Origin of the sequence: Vandammella animalimorsus, assembly GCF_002288875.1 — a bacterium.
GTDB classification, from domain to species: domain Bacteria; phylum Pseudomonadota; class Gammaproteobacteria; order Burkholderiales; family Burkholderiaceae_C; genus Lampropedia; species Lampropedia animalimorsus.
The window spans coordinates 270099-286089 of record NZ_NTBH01000004.1 but is presented as its reverse complement, the minus strand read 5'-3'; the positions used below and the strand labels follow the sequence as shown (position 1 = coordinate 286089).

Sequence of the window (15991 nt, the reverse complement as noted above, 5' to 3'; positions counted from 1 at the left end):
AAGCGTCTGTTGAATGAACAAGGCGCTCGCGCTTGGCCACCAAGCGCGAGCCGCTCTCAAAAAAATAGTGAAGGCCCATGATGCAACTGCTTGCCCAATGGCTGGCCCGGCTGCCCGGGTATTTGTGGAGCGGCTGGGGCGCCATCGCCAGCCTGCTGCTGGGCCTGGCCGCGTGGGAGGCGCTGGCCGCGCTGTACGGCCCGCTGGTGCTGCCCACGCCGCTGCAGGCCGCGCACAGTCTGCGCGCGCTGGCCGCTGAGGGCGGGCCGCTGTGGGCCGAGCTGGCCGTCACCGCGCGGCGCGCGCTGGTCGGCCTGGCGCTGGCCGTGGGCGCGGGCAGCCTGCTGGGCGTGGCCGCCGGCAGCTTCGCCACCGCCGCGCTGCTGGCGCGGCCCTGGGTCACGGTGCTCATGGGCACGCCGCCCATTGCCTGGCTGGTGCTGGCCATGCTGTGGTTCGGCGCTGGCGATGGCACGCCGGTGTTCACCGTCTTCATCGCCTGCTTTCCCGTGGTGTTCGCCAGCGCCCTGCAGGGCGCGCGCACGCTGGATGCGCACTGGCGCGAGCTGGCGCAAGGCTATGGCCTGCGCTGGCGCGACCGCGTCTGGGACGTGTACCTGCCGCACGTGCTGTCCTACCTGTTCCCGGCCTGGGTGGTGGCCCTGGGCAGCGCCTGGCGCGTGGTGGTCATGGCCGAGCTGCTCTCCTCCAGCACCGGCGTGGGCGCGGCGCTGGCGGCCAGCCGCGCGCAGCTGGACATGCCCGCCACGCTGGCCTGGATCGGCGCCGTGGTGCTGTTGCTGCTGGCGCTGGAATACCTGGTGCTGGAGCCCATCAAGCGCGAGATCGAGCGCTGGCGGGAGCCCGCGCCATGAGCGCCGCCATGCCCGCCGTCCCCGCCGCAGCGGCTGCCGCCCCCGCCGCGCCGCCGCCCGGCCTGCGCCTGCACGGCGTGGACCACGCCTGGGGCCCGCGCCTGGCCGTGCAGGGCGTGTCGCTGCACCTGCTGCCGGGGCGCTGCATGGCGCTGCTGGGGCCCTCGGGGTGCGGCAAGACCACGCTGCTGCGCCTGTGCGCCGGCCTGGAGCCTCTGCAGACCGGGCGCATCGACAACGGCTTTGCCCACAGCGTGATGCTGTTCCAGCAGCCGCGCCTGCTGCCTTGGAAGCGCATCGAGGACAACATCGCCCTGGGCCTGAAGGCGCGCGGCCTGCCGCGTGCACAGCGACTGCAGGCCGCGCGCCAAATGGGCGCGGCGCTGGGCCTGGACGCGCTGGCCCTGGCGCAGTACCCGCACCAGCTCTCCGGCGGTATGCAAAGCCGCGCCGCCCTGGCGCGCGCGCTGGTGCTGGCGCCCGAGCTGCTGCTGCTGGACGAGCCCTTTGCTGCGCTGGACATCGGCCTGAAAACCCAGATGCACCGCCTGCTGCTGGCCGAGCGGGCGCGCCGCCCGCTGGCCGTGCTGATGATCACGCACGACGTGATGGAGGCCGTGGCCCTGGCCGACAGCGTGCTCGTCATGGCCGGCCAGCCCGGGCGCGTCTGCTGGCGCCTGGATCTGCCCCTGCCCGCCGCCCAGCGCAGCGAAGCCTGGGTGCATCGCCAAAGCGCCGTGCTGCTGGCCCAGCCGGCCGTGCGCGCCGCCTTCGGCCTGCCCGCGCCAGCCCAGGCCGGGCCGGGCGATGCGGCGGCATCTGGCGAGCTGGGTGATGACGCCAGCCTGTTTGCCACCGGCCAGGCCGTGGCGGCCCCGCCGCCTGAAAGGCAGGGATGCTGAATCGCCCGCCCCCCGAGCCCGGCTGGCGCGGCCTGCACTGGCGCAGCCTGGCCCGCCTGGCCGACTTGGCGCACCCGCTGTGGCTGTGCCCCTTTCGGCCCTTTTTCGCCCTGGCCGTGCTCTCTGCCCTGGGGCTGATGGCTGCCTGGGGTCTGTTCCTGCTGCTGGGCTGGCCGCTGCCGGCCGTGCCCGGCGGGCCCTTCGTGTGGCATGCGCACGAGCTGCTGCTGGGCTTTGCCCTGGCCGCCACCGCCGGCTTCGCGCTGACGGCGGTGCCCGAATTCACCGGCACCCCGCCGGCCAGCGCCCGAGCCGTGCGCCGCCTGGCGCTGCTGTGGCTGGCCGGGCGCCTGGCCTTTTGGGCCAGCGGCTGGTGGCCGCAGGTGGCGCTGGCGCTCTCGGCCCTGGCGCACCTGGGCCTGCTGCTGGGCCTGGCGGCGCTGCTGGCCCCGCCGCTGTGGCGCGACGCGCAGCGGCGCCACCTCTCCTTCCTGTGGGCCATCGCCCTCATGGCCGTGGCGGCGGCGGGCTTTTATATGGACGCGCTGCGCGGCCTGTACCCCATGCGCTGGCTGCACGCGCTGCTGGGCGTGCTGATGGCCTTGATCGTCATCGCCATGAGCCGCATCTCCATGCGCGTGGTCAACGACGCGATTGACGCCCATGCCGCCGCCACGGCAGCCGCCCCCGCCGCCCTGCCCGAGCCCTACCTGGCGCGCCCGCCGCGGCGCAACATGGCGCTGCTGTGCATTGGCCTGTGCGCGCTGGCGCAATGGGCGCAGGAGCACTGGGACTGGGCGCCGCTGCCGGCCATGGGCGGCTGGCTGGCGCTGGCCGCCAGCGCCGCCGTGTTGGCGCTGATGGGCGACTGGCACGTGGGCCGACCGTTGCTGACGCGCTGGCCGCTGCTGCTGTACCTGGTCTATGCCTGCATGGCCGCGGGCTATGGCCTGCTGGGCCTGGCCGGCCTGGGGCTGGATGTGGACCTGGGCCTGCCGCCGGGCGCGGGCTGGCACCTGCTGGCCGTGGGCGCCATGGGGCTGGCGGTGTTCGTGGTCATGGTCATCGCTGGCTACACCCACAGCGGCCTGGACAAGGCCGCCCGCCCCTGGGTGCCAGCGGGCGCAGCCTGCCTGCTGCTGGGCGCGCTGTGCCGCCTGTTGGCCTACGCGGCCGCGCCGGCCTCGCTCTGGCTGGGCCTGGCCGCCGCGCTGTGGTGCGCCGCCTTCGCCCTGATGGCCTGGCACATGCTGCCCGTGTGGCTGGCTCCGCGCAGCGACGCCGCTGAAGGTTGTGCAGGGCTGGCGCAGCCACAGTCACCCGATGCACTGGAGTGATGGGGTTCAATGGTGTGCGGCCTGGGCCGGCCGCAGACCGCCCTTTATTGCGCGAAGCGGAAGCTGGCCACCAGCGGCAGATGATCGGACATGCGCCACCAGATGCGCCCGCGCGGCACGAAGATCGATTGCGGCACGAGCCGGCGCACGAAGATGCGATCGAGCTGCACCACCGGCAGGCGCGAGGGGTAGGTGAAGGCGCGCTGGGCGTCGTATTCGATGAAGCCGGTCTCGCGCAGCAGCAGGCCGGTCTGGTCGCCCCAGTCGTTGAAGTCGCCGGCCACGACCACGGCCTCGTGCGCCGGGATGTGCTCGCGCACGAACTCGCGGATCATGGCGATCTGGCGCAGCCGGCTGATGTGGATCAGGCCCAGGTGCACCACCAGCACGTGCACGATGTGGCCGCCGACGTTGATCTCGGCGTGCAGGATGCCGCGCTGCTCCAGCCGGTGGTCGGAGATGTCGCGCTGCTGCGAGCGCAGCACGGGCCAGCGCGTCAGCAGGGCGTTGCCGTGCTCGCCGTGGCGCGTGATGGCGTTGGTGTGGTAGACGGCCTCGTAACCCTCGGGCGCCAGGTACTGCGCCTGCGGCTGCGCCGGCCAGTGGGCAAAGCGCGCCTGGCCGCGCAGGTTGTGCTTGCGCACTTCCTGCAGGCAGACGATGTCGGCGTCGAGCTGCTCGATGGCCAGGCCCAGGTTACCGATTTCCAGCCGGCTCAGCGGCCCCAGGCCTTGCACGCCCTTGTGGATGTTGTAGGTGACGATGCGCAGCAGCTCGGGCGCCTGGGCGTCCTCATGCTGGGCCAGGCTGGCGTGGGGGCTGTGCTCTTGGCGCATGCGGCGGGGCCTTCAGCTGGCCGCAGCAGGGGTCGGCCCGGGCGGCAGGCGCGTGGCGGTGACGCGCTCGACCATCTTGCCGTCCATTTGCACGACCTCGAAGCGCCAGCCCTGCCATTCGATGGTGTCGCCCACCTGGGGGATGCGTTCGAGCAGCAGCATGAACATGCCGCTGAGCGTGTGGTAGTGGCCTCGTTCTTCCTCGGGCACGCTGTTCAGGCCCAGGCGATCCTTGAGCTCCACGTTGGGGATGGTGCCGTACAGCGACCAGGCATCCTCGCTCAGCTGGCGCGCCCAGGCGTCGTCGGCATTGTGGGTGGTGAACTCGCCGGTCAGCGCCTCGGTTACGTCTTGCAGGGTGACGATGCCGCCAGTTTCGCCGTATTCGTCCACGACGAAGGCCATTTGCAGGCTGTTGGCGCGAAACTGCTCCAGCAAGGCCATGCCGGTCAGGGTCTCGGGCACGTACAGGCTGGTGTGCAGGTCGCGCGCGAAGTCCGGGCCCTGGCCACTGGTCACGCGCGCCAGCACTTGCTTGGCGTGGATATAACCCAGGATTTGATCCAGCCCGCCATTGCAGACCGGAAAGCGGGTGTGCCCGGATTCGGTGATGCGGCGCAGATTTTCCTCGTCCGAGGCCTGCAGGTCGATGAAGACAATGTCCGTGCGCGGCGTCATCAGCGAGCCGACCTCGCGGTCGTCGAGGCGAAAGACGTTGCGCACGATGTCGTGCTCGCTCTGGTCTATGACGCCGGACTGTGAGCCCTCGGCCAGCACGGCGCGGATTTCCTCGGCGGTGACGCCGTCATCGCCCGCCTGGCGCGCGCCCAGCAGCTTGAGTGAGGCATTGGTGGAAAACGCCAGCAGCCACACGAAGGGGCGCGTCAGCAGCGCCAGCCAGTGGATCGGGAAGGCCACGATGCGCGCTACCGATTCAGGGGAAATCTGTCCCAGGCGCTTGGGCACCAGCTCGCCCACGACGATGGAGATGTAAGTCACGCCGATGATGACGGCCACTGTGGCGACGATGCTGGCTGTAGTCGCAGGCATGCCCAGCGCGCCCAGCCAGGCCGCCAGCGGCGCGGCCAGCACGGCCTCGCCCACGATGCCGTTGAGCAGGCCTATGGAGGTAATGCCAATTTGGATGGCCGAGAGAAAACGGGTCGGATCCTGACCGAGCTTGAGCGCCAAGGCCGCGCCTGTATCCCCTTCGTCGGCCATGGCCTGCAGGCGCGCACGCCGCGCCGTGACCAGAGCAATCTCGGACATGGCAAACATGCCATTGAGCACCACCAGGCCAACGAGAATCAGCACTGCCATGCAGGGCCTCCGTACAGAGCAGGCTCAGCCGAGCAGTGGGCGCGGCGGCTGGGCAGGGAAAGATGCAAAAAGGCGAAGGCGCGGGCTGGCTGCAGGTGCCAGCGGCAACTGGGAGGTTCCATCAGGCAGTCGCCACGCCGTGTAGTGCAGGTGCGCGCTGCTGCATGGCCTGACTCAGACCTGCAGAACGCACCACGACCGGGCGTGGCGGGAAGTTGAGAAGAAACGTATCGTAACGCAAACCGCCGCGCCACCCGAAACCGGCTGGCGCGGCGACGAAGAGCCAGCGCTCAAAATCTTCACGCTGGCGCGCGCACCCCGACCCCGGGGCGAGCGCTGTGCGCGGTGAATTCAAGGGCAGGCGGCTCTAAGAGCCTGTTCGAAGGCATGCAGATTGATCCATGCATGGCCCGCCCTGGATGCTCACTTGGGCGCCAGGCGGATGGCGCCGTCCAGGCGGATGACCTCGCCGTTGAGCATGTCGTTCTCGATGATGTGGCGCGCCAGCTTGGCGTAGTCCTGCGGGGTTCCCAGGCGGCTGGGGAAGGGCACGCTGGCGGCCAGCGCGTCCTGCACCTCCTGCGGCATGCCAAACAGCATGGGCGTGCCGAAGATGCCGGGGGCGATGGTCATGTTGCGGATGCCGTCGCGGGCCAGATCGCGGGCAATGGGCAGCGTCATGCCCACTACGCCGCCCTTGGAGGCGCTGTAGGCAGCCTGGCCGATCTGGCCATCGTAGGCGGCCACGCTGGCCGTGGAGATCAGCACGCCGCGCTCGCCGGTTTCTTCCGGCTCGTTGCCGACCATGGCGGCGGCGGCCAGGCGGATCATGTTGAAGCTGCCCACCAGGTTGATCTGCACCACCTTGCTGAAGGTGGCCAGGTCGTGCGCGCCTTTCTTGCCCACGGTCTTCTGCGCCGGGGCGATGCCTGCGCAGTTGACCAGGCCAGAGAGCTTGCCCAGCTTTTGCGCTGCGGCCACGGCCGCCTGGCCATCGGCCTCGTTGGTGACGTCGGTCTTGACGAACACTGCGCCGATTTCCTTGGCCACGGCCTCGCCGCGCTCGACCTGCAGGTCGGCGATCACGACCTTGCCGCCCTGCTCGGCGAGCATGCGCGCTGTGCCTTCGCCCAGGCCGGACGCGCCGCCAGTGACGATGAATGCATTGCCTTGGATTTTCATGGAGTCTCCTTTGGTGGTGAATCTAGCGCGGCGATTGTAGAAGCTGTAGCAAAGGCTTCACATAAGGCGCGGCCCCAGAGGGCGCTGCAGGCAGTTATGCACATTGCCAGGGCCTGTCAAGAGGGCCGCCGCGCCGCGCCCAAGGGGATGGGTAGGCAAAGCGCATGTTTTCAATATCGATTTGCAACCTATTGATAAAGAAAGACTTTTTTGATTTTTTGGTGCTTGCTGAAATTTTGTGCGATCTACCGCTGCGCACGCAATGACAAGCATTGGTTGCGGCTGCCCAGGGCTTTTCCACAAAGTTATCCACAGATTTTGTGGACTACCAGGTAAACGCTATGTAAATCAAACAGTTGGCGCGCCTTTCGGGGTGTGGGCAAGGCTGTGCGGCTGCGCTCAGCGCCGCCCGCCCGAACGGTATTCCTCATCCATATCCGGCCCGGTGTAGGCGCGTCGCACCACGCGCTGGGCATCGAGCACGACGGTGAACATGCCTTTGGTGGTGGCGTCCTGCAGATAGCGCCAGTCCACGTGGTGCTCTTGCTGCAGCGGGTACCAAACGTCCTTGGCGGGCTTGCCCAGCAAGCGGCGCACCTGGTCGTAGTGCATGCCGGGGCGGACTTTGGCGAACTCCTGCGCGGTGAGCACTTGGCGGATGGCCTGCAGCCGCCCATCCGGGCCGATCACCAGCATGTAGTTGACGTGGCCGGCCGGCTGGCGGTTGTACTCCAGCGTGCGGCTGCCGTCGGCTTCGGGCCAGATCTGGTGTGGCGCGCCCATGGCGTCGCGCACGTCGGCTTCGGTGGATTGGCCGATGGAGAGCTTGTCCAGGGCGATGGGGTCGCAGGCCTGCAACAGCGGCAGCAGGGCGGCCAGCAGCAGCGTGCGCCGCAGCTTGGGGAAGATGCGCAAGGAATGGGCCATGGCTAAAGAGTGAAAGGGAAAGACAAAGGTGGGCGGCGTAGAATCGGCGGCTTGTGTCTGCCCCGCCGAGCCAAGTCTATGTCAATCTTCCAACGCCCCCACTACGAGTCCGACGCCACCCGTTTTCTCGACCAGCTCAAGGCCGAGCGCCCCTATCTGGATGCGCAGCAGCAGGCCGGGCGCGATTTGCTGTGGGACAAGGATGTCAACCCGCGCCTGTGGGCCCAGTTCCGAGCTGGCCAGGTGGCGCAAAAGCCCTACGTCTACCAGACCAATTCCGATCACGCCGAGCCGGCCGCTGCCGACGAGCAGCCAGGCCCCGGCAGCCAGGGCTGAAGCGGGCAGGCTGCGCGCCCGCTGGTTTTTGAGTCCACGTGCACGGCGACCCCGAGCCGATGATGGGTGCTGCTGCGGAGCAGCCCGCCGCTGATGCGCCCGCGCCAGACGGGCCTTTGCCCCAGCCGCCCCAGGGCGAGGCGCTGGCGCGCCTGTACGGAGAGCCGCTGTTCGAGCTGCCCGCCGACCTTTACATCCCGCCCGATGCGCTGGAAATCTTCCTCGAAGCCTTTGAAGGGCCGCTGGATTTGTTGCTGTACCTGATCCGGCGGCAGAACTTCAACATCCTGGACATCCCCATGGGGCCGCTGACCCAGCAGTACATGGGCTATGTGCAGGAAATCCGCAACCGCAACCTGGAGCTGGCGGCCGAATACCTGCTGATGGCGGCCATGCTGATCGAGATCAAATCGCGCATGCTGCTGCCGCGCCCGCCCGCCGCCGAGGAGGAGGACGAGCCCGACCCGCGCGCCAAGCTGGTGCAGCGCCTGCTCGAATACGAGAAAACCAAGCTGGCTGCGCGCGCGCTCGATGCCCTGCCGCAGCAGGGGCGCGACTTCTGGCCCACGCAGGCGCATTTCGACCTGGAGCTCGCGCCCGTGCTGCCGCATGTCGAGCCCGAAGACCTGCGCCGCGCCTGGCTGGCCATCGTGCGGCGCAGCAAGCTGGTGGCGCACCACACCATCACGCGTGAAAAACTCAGCGTGCGCGAATACATGAGCCATGTGCTGCGCGATCTGCAGGGCAAGCCCTACGTGCCGTTCGAGGCTTTGTTCCGCCCCGAGCTGGGCGTGCCCGTGCTGGTGGTGACCTTCATCGCACTGCTGGAGCTGGCCAAGGAAACCCTGATCGAAGTCGTACAGGCCGAGGCCTTTGCTCCCATCTACGTGTTGGCGCGCCAGCATGAGCCCGCCCCGGCTGGGGGCGACGATGCAGAGGGCGCAGCAGGCGAACAGGCCGATGCAGCCGCAGCGCCCATGTGAGTGGCGATGAACTTCGCGGGTTCGCGAAGCTCATAAAAACGTTCCGAAGCTTGCTCGCGAGCCCGGCCCGTGCCGAGCCCGTGAACAGGCGCTTGCTTACTCTGGGAGATTTTTGCCATGAGCCAACGAGTTCGCGCGGGCGCTGACCGCATCCATGCGGCGCGACGCCGCTTCCCATGGGGCTGGGCCACGCTGGCGCTGTTGCTGCTGGCCGCTGCGGCGCTGTGGTGGGCCTGGCGCACGCCAGGGGCACTGCCCGAGACGGTGCGCCATGGCCTGGAGCAGGGCGCGCAGCAGGCCCGGCAATGGGCGCAGCAGCTGCGCGATGACGAGCGCCCGGCTGAGCCGGCCCAGCCTTCGTCAGCGCCCCCCGACAGTCCGGGCGATGCCCAGGCCAGCGCGCCACAGGCGGGCGGGGCCGATGGCGCCGCTGCGCTGGGTCAGGCATTGGATGCCGCGCCGCGCCATCCCATTGCGCCTTGGTCGGTGCCAGGGCAGGAAGGCGCAGACGCCCAGGACCTCGCCCAGGCCCGCGCTGCGCTGCCCGAGCTGGATGCCTCGGACGCGGCCATGGCTGGCGTGCTGGCGTCCCTGGCTGGGCCGCAGCCCATGCAGACACTGGTGCGCAGCGACCGCTTCGTGCGCCGCTTCGTGGCCACGGTGGATAACCTCAGCCGGCCGCGCGCCTCGGCCATGCTCTGGCCGGTACACCCTACGGACGAGCGTTTCACCGTGCAGGAGTTGGCCGCCGAAGGCGGCACGGCCATCGCCCAGGCCAACAGCGCCCGCTATGCCGCCGCCGTAGCGCTGCTGCAAGGGCTGGATGCGGCCGAGCTGGCGCGCAGCTACCGCCAGCACTACCCGCTGTTTCAACAGGCTTATGAGGAGCTGGGCTATCCGCAGGCGTACTTCAATGACCGGTTGGTGGCCGTCATCGACCACTTGCTGCAGGCCCCAGAACCGCAAGCGCCGCGCGTGCGCCTGATGCCGGTGCGCGGCCAGGTGCCCTCGCTGCAGCCCTGGGTGCGCTATGAGTTCGAGGATCCGCAGCTCGAAGCCCTGTCGGCTGGGCAGAAAATCCTGGTGCGCATCGGCCCGGAACATGCGCGTCTGGTCAAGGCCAAGCTGCGCGCCCTGCGGGCCGAGATCGCCACCAATGCCCCAGCAGCCGGCGCAGATGCGCCGCCGCCCAGCCAGTGACATCACCCACGCGGGTGGTGCTTGGCGTGCAGTTGCTTGAGGCGCTCGCGCGCCACATGGGTGTAGATGGTGGTGGTGGAGATGTCGCTGTGGCCCAGCAGCATTTGCACGGCGCGCAGGTCGGCGCCGTGGTTGAGCAGGTGCGTGGCGAAGGCGTGGCGCAGCGTGTGGGGGGACAGCGGCTGCGTGATCTGGGCCTGCTGCGCGTACTTCTTCACCAGCGCCCAGAACATGGCGCGGCCCATGCCTTGGCCGCGCGCGGTGACGAAGAAATCGTCGCTGAGCTGGCCGCCCAGAATGGCTGCGCGCGCCTGCTGTGCGTAGCGCTGCAGCCATTGCTGGGCCACGGCGCCAAAGGGCACCAGGCGCTCTTTGCCGCCCTTGCCGCTGATGTGCACGATGCCTTCGGCCATGCGCAGCTGGTGGGTTTTGAGCGCCACCAGCTCGCTCACGCGCAGGCCGCTGGCGTACATCAGCTCCAGCATGGCCTTGTCGCGCAGGCCCAGCGGCGTGCTGGTGTCGGGCGCGGCCAGCAGGGCATCGACCTGGGCCTCGCTCATGCTTTTGGGGATGCGCAGGCTCTGGCGCGCAGCAAGCACGCGCGCCGTGGGGTCGTCGCTGCGCAGGCCCTCACGCAGCAGCCAACGGAAAAATCGCTTGAAGACCGTGAGCCGGCGGTTGGCCGTGCTGGGCCGGGTGTTGGCGTGTTGGGCGCCGAAGTAGGCTTGGATGTGCGCCTCGCCGGCGGCCTGCAGCGCCACGGGCGGGCGCTGCTGCGCCAGCCAGGCGGCAAACAGCTCCAGGTCCTTGCGGTAGGCGTACAGCGTGTTGCGCGACAGGCCATCGTGCAGCCACAGGCTGTCGGCAAAACGCTCAATCAGCGCCTGGTCATCGGGCGCTGCTGTGCCGTGCGACACGGCGCTCACTCCAGGGTCAGCTTGCGCTGCTTGACCAGCTCCTCATAGACCTCGTATTCCGCCTTGATCTGCGCGGCAAACTCCTCGGGGCTGCCCGAAATGACTTGTGCGCCGGTGTCCTCAATGCGCTGGCGCACGTTGGCCATGCCCAGCACCTTGGCAGTGGCGGCGTGGATTTTGTAGACGATGGGCCTGGGCAGATCCTTAGGGCCGACGATGCCGTAATAGGCCATGCGATTGGCCGGCTCCAGGCCCAACTCCTTGAAAGTGGGCACCTGGGGCAGCGCGGCAATGCGCTCGGGCGCGGCAATGGCGATGGGGCGCAGCTTGCCGCTGGTGACGGAGAACAGCGAGGAGGGCAGGTTATCGAACAGGATCGGCACCTCGCCCGTCACCACGCTGTTGAGCGCCGGCCCGGCACCGCCGTAAGCGGCGTGTTGCATCGCCAGGCCGCTGAGCGATTGCAGCAATTCCATCTGCAAATGGCCGATGCCGCCCGTGCCCGATGAGGCATAGCGATAGCCATCGGGTTTGGCCTGCACGGCCTTGACGAATTCGGCGTAGCTCTTGGCCGGGAACGAGGAGTGCACCGACAGCAGATTGGGTGTCGAGGCGATGTGGATGATGGGGCTGAAATCGTTCAGCGGGTGGTAGCCCACATCGGGGTGGATGGCCGGGTTGGAGGCCATGCTGGAGACTGTGGCGATGCCCAGCCGATACCCGTCGGCGGCTGAGCGCGCGATCTGCTGCGCGCCTGCGATGCCGCCTTCGCCATCGATGTTAACCACCAGCACCGGCTGGCCCAGCTCCTTGCCCAGCGGCTCGGCAATGGCGCGGGCGATGATGTCGGTTGTGCCGCCAGCGGCAAAGGGCACCAGCAGCTCGATGGGCTGCTCGGGGTATTCGGTCTGCTCGGCCATGGCTTGGCCTGCGCCCAGGCTGAGGGTGCAGCAGGCCAGCGCAGAGGCAAGTTGGCGTGTGAAGCAGCGGCGGGACAGCGTCATGAAGATCGTTTCCTGTTGGTTCCGGTGGAAGAAGGCGGTCACGCCCCGCGCCATACCGGCAGGGGCGAGCAAGAAGATATTGCGTGCACTCATGCGGTGCGCGCGCCGCGCCCGAATATACCCAGCTTTGCCGCAGCGCAGCCGCTGCTGCGCGGGCGGCAGCGGTGCGTGCGGCCAATGCGGCTGCAGTGGTCGCTCACTCCAGCGTCAGTTTCTGTTTCTTGACCACGTCGGCATAGACCTCGTACTCGGCCTTGATCTGCGCGGCAAACTCCGCAGGGCTGCCCGCGACGATTTGCGCGCCCGTGTCCTCGATGCGTTTGCGCACGGCAGGATCCTGCAGCACCTTGGCGGTGGCTGCGTGGACTTTTTGCACGATGGGCTCGGGCAGGCCCTTGGGGCCGACGATGCCGTAGTAGGCCATGCGGTTGGCCGGCTCCAGGCCCAGCTCCTTGAAGGTGGGCACCTGCGGCAGCGCTGCAATGCGCTCGGGCGCGGCAATGGCCAGCGGGCGCAGCCGCTCGCTGGCGATGAAGGGCATCGAGGAAGGCAGGTTGTCGAACAGGATCGGCACCTGGCCGGCCACCACATCGGCCAGCGCCGGGCCCGAGCCGCGGTAAGGAATGTGCTGCATGGACAGGCCGGTCAAAGTCTTGAACAGCTCCATCTGCAAGTGGGCGATGCCGCCCGTGCCCGACGAGGCATAGGCATAGCCATCGGGCTTTGCTTGCACGGCCTTGACGAACTCCTCATAACTCTTGGCCGGGAATGAGGGATGCACTGCGATGATGTTGGGCGTGGCGGCAATGTTGATGATCGGGGTGAAGTCGGTCAGCGGCTTGTATGCCACCTTTGGGTTGATGGCCGGATTGGATGCGGTGGTGGAGACCGTGGCAATGCTCAACAAATAGCCATCGGCCGGTGCGCGCGCCGCCTCGGTCGCGCCGATGGTGCCGCCGCCGCCGCCTTTGTTCTCGACCACCACGGCTTGCCCGAGCTCCTTGCCCAGCGGCTCGGCAATGGTGCGGGCGATGATGTCGGTCGTGCCGCCGGCGGCAAACGGCACCAGGATGCGCACCGGCTTGCTGGGGTAGTCCGACTGCGCCAGCGCGCTGCTGCCCAGGCCCAGGGCGATGGCGGCAGCGGTGCAATAGTGGCGCAAGCGGCGGTTGAAGTGGCGGCGTGAAATGCGCATAGGGTGTCTCCTCGGTTTGTTGGATGGGTGATGGCCGACATCAGCGGCGCGCGCCATCATGGCATGGGCGCGCCAGTGCCGGAGCTATTCGTACTGCGCCAGCGTGGCGGGCTCGAGCACTTGCAGGCCGCCGTATTCGAGCTGTACCAGGCCCTGGGCCTGCAGTCGCACCAGCGCCATGTTCACGCGCTGGCGCGACAGGCCGATCAGGTAGGCCAGCTCTTGCTGGGTGATGCGCAGGCTGCGGTCGGCGTTGGGGGCCAGCACGGGGTTGACCAGCGCGGCCAGTGAGCGGGCCACGCGCGCATCGGGGTTGGAGAGGCGGTCCATCTCGCGTCCGGCGATGAACTGGCCCACACGCTCGTTGAGCTGGCCCATGATGACGCGGTTGAATTCGATGGAGCGATCCAGCAGGGTGTGGAAGGCCTCCAGCGGCAGTGCGGCGATGGTGCTTTTGCGCAGCGCCTGGATGTTGTAGCGATAGGGCTCGCGCTTGAGGGCCGTGCCCTCGCCGAACCAGCAGCTTTTGGGAATGCCCGCGTAGCTGATGGTGGTGCCATCAACGCGGTTGTTGCTCATCTTGAACAGGCCATCGACCACGCCCAGCCAGTAGCGCACGGGCTTGCCGGCAATGCAGATGAAGTCGCCCTGCGGGATCTGGCCCACTTCGATGGCTTTTTCGGCAAAGCGCCGATCCTGGGGCTTGAGGCGCGCCAGCCAGGGGATGGCGGCGAGCTCGTCCTCGGTGGGCGCGCGGCGCTGCTGCACGATGGCGGGCAAGCGGCGTTCTGGAATAGGGCTTCTCATGCTGCGAAACATAGGGGCAGTTGCAGTCTGGAAAAACCAGGGAAATACCTGCCTAGGGTTTACCCAAGATTGTCGTTGCAAGGACAGAAAAACGTCAAACTGATGGCTATCATGCCGCCGTGCATTCACCCAGGATGGCGGGTGGCGGGCGTTGCTTTGGCAGCGCGCAGTCACAACCGCTCAGGTGGTGCAGGCTCTTGAAAGACCCGTTCTTGCAGAGAAAGGCACAGGACATGGAGACGACATTTCCCCGGCTGCTGCTTCAGCATGCCCAGCAACGGCCCGAGGATCCAGCAATCCGGGAGAAGGAATACGGTATTTGGCAGACTTGGAACTGGCGCGAGGTGGCGCGTGATGTGCGTCACCTGGCCTGTGGGTTTGCAGCGCTGGGCTTGAGCGAAGGGCGCAATCTGGCGCTGGTGTCGGGCAACCGCCCCTATGCGTACATGAGCTTTCTGGCCGCGCAGTGCCTGCGCGCCGTGCCGGTGCCGATGTACCAGGATGCGGTGGCTTCGGAGATGGCCTATGTCGTGGCCGATGCCGAGGTGCACGTGGTCTTTGCCGAGGATCAGGAGCAGGTGGACAAGCTGCTGGAGATCCGCGAGACCTTCCCGCAATTGCAGTACATCGTGTATGACGATCCGCGCGGCATGCGCAGCTACCAGCAAGATTGCCTGGTCAGCGTCGAGCAATTGCTGGAAATGGGCCGCCAGTGGGATCAGCAGCATCCAGGCGCGTTCGAGCAGCAGGTGCAGGCCGGCCAGCCCGATGATGTTTCGGTGATCCTCTACACCTCGGGCACGACGGGCAAGCCCAAGGGTGTGTGCCAGACGCACCGCTCCTTTGCCACTGCGGCGCAGGGCGGGGTGCAGGTCGATGGGCTGAACAAGGACGACAACGTGATCTCCTACCTGCCGCCGGCCTGGGTGGGCGATCACCTGTTCTCGATCGCGCAGTGGTTGGTGGCGGGCTTCACGATCAACTGCCCCGAGTCCTCGGCGACGGTGCAGATCGACCTGCAGGAGATCGGCCCGACGTATTACTTTGCGCCGCCGCGCGTGTTCGAGGGGCTGCTGACCAATGTCTCGATCCGCATGGAAGATGCCTCGCCGCTCAAGCGCTGGATGTACGCCAAGGCCATGGACGTGGCCCAGCGCGTGGGCGCCGACATTCTGGACGGCAAGAGCGTGGGCGGGCTCGATCGCCTGAAGTACGCGCTGGGCAACTTCTTCGTCTATGGGCCGCTGCGCAATGTGATGGGCTTCTCGCGCATCCGCGTGGCCTACACGGCCGGCGCGGCCATCGGGCCGGAGCTGTTCAAGTTCTTCCGCTCCATTGGCGTGAACCTCAAGCAGCTCTACGGCCAGACCGAGACCTGCGCCTATGTCTGCATCCAGAAGAACGGCCACGTCAAGCTCAACAGCGTGGGCCAGGCGGCGCCAGGCATTGAGCTGAAGATCGCCGACAACGGCGAGGTGCTGGTCAAGGGCGTATCGGTGCTCAAGGAGTACTACAAGCGCCCGGACGCCACGGCCGAGGTCATCAACGAGGATGGCTACTTCCTCACAGGCGACGCCGGCGTGCTCGACTCCGAGGGGCATCTGCGCATCATCGACCGCGCCAAGGACGTGGGCAAGCTCAACGGCGGCGCGATGTTTGCGCCCAATTACATCGAGAACAAGCTCAAGTTCTTCCCCCAAATCAAAGAAGCCGTGTGCTTTGGCCACAACCGCGATGAGGTCTGCGCCTTCATCAATATCGACTACGAGGCCGTGGGCAACTGGGCCGAAAAACGCAACCTGCCCTACGGCGGCTATGTGGATCTGGCCGGCAAGCCGCCGGTGCTGGAGATGATTGCCGATTGCGTGTCCAAGGTGAACCAGGAGCTGGCCGGCGAGGAGGGTATGGAGGCCACGCAGGTCACGCGCTTTCTGGTGCTGCACAAGGAGCTGGACCCGGACGACGACGAGCTCACGCGCACACGCAAGATTCGCCGCAACTTCGTGGCCGAGAAGTACGCCGTGCTGATCGACGCGCTGTACGGCGGCAAGAAGGAACAGTTCATTGAAACCCAGGTGAAGTTCGAGGACGGGCGCACCGGCAGCGTCAGTGCGACGCTGCAAATCCTCGACGCGAAAACCTACCCTGCGGCAAGAAAGGCGGCCTGAGC

The 15991-nt window shown here is 67.7% G+C and carries 15 protein-coding genes; 7 read left to right on the top strand and 8 right to left on the bottom strand.

The window, feature by feature from the left end:
* Window positions 1-80: 80 nt before the first annotated feature.
* From CLI93_RS08235 to CLI93_RS08225, 3 genes are read left to right on the top strand one after another with little or no spacing between them, the layout of a single operon-like run.
* Window positions 81-875: an ABC transporter permease gene (locus CLI93_RS08235; RefSeq protein ID WP_095995741.1), complete on the top strand. Its 795-nt coding sequence runs from the start codon at window positions 81-83 to the stop codon at window positions 873-875.
* 8 nt (window positions 876-883) lie between these two features.
* Window positions 884-1777, top strand: a complete 894-nt coding sequence (locus CLI93_RS08230; protein ID WP_095995742.1) for an ATP-binding cassette domain-containing protein — start codon at window positions 884-886, stop codon at window positions 1775-1777.
* Complete coding sequence (locus CLI93_RS08225) at window positions 1771-3114, top strand: NnrS family protein (protein WP_095995740.1); 1344 nt, start codon at window positions 1771-1773, stop codon at window positions 3112-3114. Before CLI93_RS08230 ends, CLI93_RS08225 begins: the two co-directional genes overlap by 7 nt.
* A 44-nt stretch (window positions 3115-3158) precedes the next feature.
* Here CLI93_RS08225 and CLI93_RS08220 read toward each other — a convergent pair whose 3' ends face one another.
* From CLI93_RS08220 to CLI93_RS08205, 4 genes are all read right to left on the bottom strand, one after another.
* Window positions 3159-3950, bottom strand: coding sequence for an endonuclease/exonuclease/phosphatase family protein (locus CLI93_RS08220; protein WP_095539657.1), 792 nt, complete (start codon window positions 3948-3950; stop codon window positions 3159-3161).
* Between the two features lie 12 nt (window positions 3951-3962).
* Window positions 3963-5270, bottom strand: a complete 1308-nt coding sequence (locus CLI93_RS08215) for a hemolysin family protein (RefSeq protein ID WP_095541618.1) — start codon at window positions 5268-5270, stop codon at window positions 3963-3965.
* A gap of 423 nt (window positions 5271-5693) precedes the next feature.
* On the bottom strand, window positions 5694-6452 hold the full coding sequence (locus tag CLI93_RS08210) for a 3-hydroxyacyl-CoA dehydrogenase (protein ID WP_095541617.1): 759 nt from the start codon (window positions 6450-6452) through the stop codon (window positions 5694-5696).
* A gap of 399 nt (window positions 6453-6851) precedes the next feature.
* Window positions 6852-7379, bottom strand: a complete 528-nt coding sequence (locus CLI93_RS08205) for an outer membrane protein assembly factor BamE (RefSeq protein ID WP_095541616.1) — start codon at window positions 7377-7379, stop codon at window positions 6852-6854.
* Between the two features lie 78 nt (window positions 7380-7457).
* Between CLI93_RS08205 and CLI93_RS08200 the strand changes: the two genes are divergently transcribed.
* The 3 genes from CLI93_RS08200 (at window position 7458) to CLI93_RS15380 (ending at window position 9898) form a co-directional block, all read left to right on the top strand.
* On the top strand, window positions 7458-7715 hold the full coding sequence (locus tag CLI93_RS08200) for a DUF3460 family protein (RefSeq protein WP_095541615.1): 258 nt from the start codon (window positions 7458-7460) through the stop codon (window positions 7713-7715).
* Window positions 7716-7777: 62 nt separating this feature from the next.
* Entirely contained in the window at window positions 7778-8698 is a 921-nt protein-coding gene (locus CLI93_RS08195) for a segregation and condensation protein A (protein WP_420823119.1), read from the top strand.
* 117 nt (window positions 8699-8815) lie between these two features.
* Complete coding sequence (locus CLI93_RS15380) at window positions 8816-9898, top strand: DUF3014 domain-containing protein (protein ID WP_238945724.1); 1083 nt, start codon at window positions 8816-8818, stop codon at window positions 9896-9898.
* A 2-nt stretch (window positions 9899-9900) separates the two neighbouring features.
* On the opposite strand, the gene xerD is transcribed toward CLI93_RS15380, so the two are convergent.
* The 4 genes from xerD to CLI93_RS08170 form a co-directional block, all read right to left on the bottom strand.
* On the bottom strand, window positions 9901-10815 hold the full coding sequence (gene xerD, locus CLI93_RS08185; RefSeq protein ID WP_095541655.1) for a site-specific tyrosine recombinase XerD: 915 nt from the start codon (window positions 10813-10815) through the stop codon (window positions 9901-9903).
* 5 nt (window positions 10816-10820) lie between these two features.
* Window positions 10821-11819 (bottom strand): Bug family tripartite tricarboxylate transporter substrate binding protein, encoded by a 999-nt coding sequence (locus CLI93_RS08180; protein ID WP_095541654.1) that lies wholly within the window; start codon window positions 11817-11819, stop codon window positions 10821-10823.
* 196 nt (window positions 11820-12015) lie between these two features.
* Complete coding sequence (locus CLI93_RS08175; protein ID WP_095541613.1) at window positions 12016-13014, bottom strand: Bug family tripartite tricarboxylate transporter substrate binding protein; 999 nt, start codon at window positions 13012-13014, stop codon at window positions 12016-12018.
* An 84-nt stretch (window positions 13015-13098) separates the two neighbouring features.
* Window positions 13099-13821: a Crp/Fnr family transcriptional regulator gene (locus CLI93_RS08170; protein ID WP_095541653.1), complete on the bottom strand. Its 723-nt coding sequence runs from the start codon at window positions 13819-13821 to the stop codon at window positions 13099-13101.
* 233 nt (window positions 13822-14054) lie between these two features.
* Here CLI93_RS08170 and CLI93_RS08165 point away from each other — a divergent pair, with 233 nt between their 5' ends.
* Window positions 14055-15989: an AMP-dependent synthetase/ligase gene (locus CLI93_RS08165; protein WP_095541612.1), complete on the top strand. Its 1935-nt coding sequence runs from the start codon at window positions 14055-14057 to the stop codon at window positions 15987-15989.
* Window positions 15990-15991: the final 2 nt, after the last annotated feature.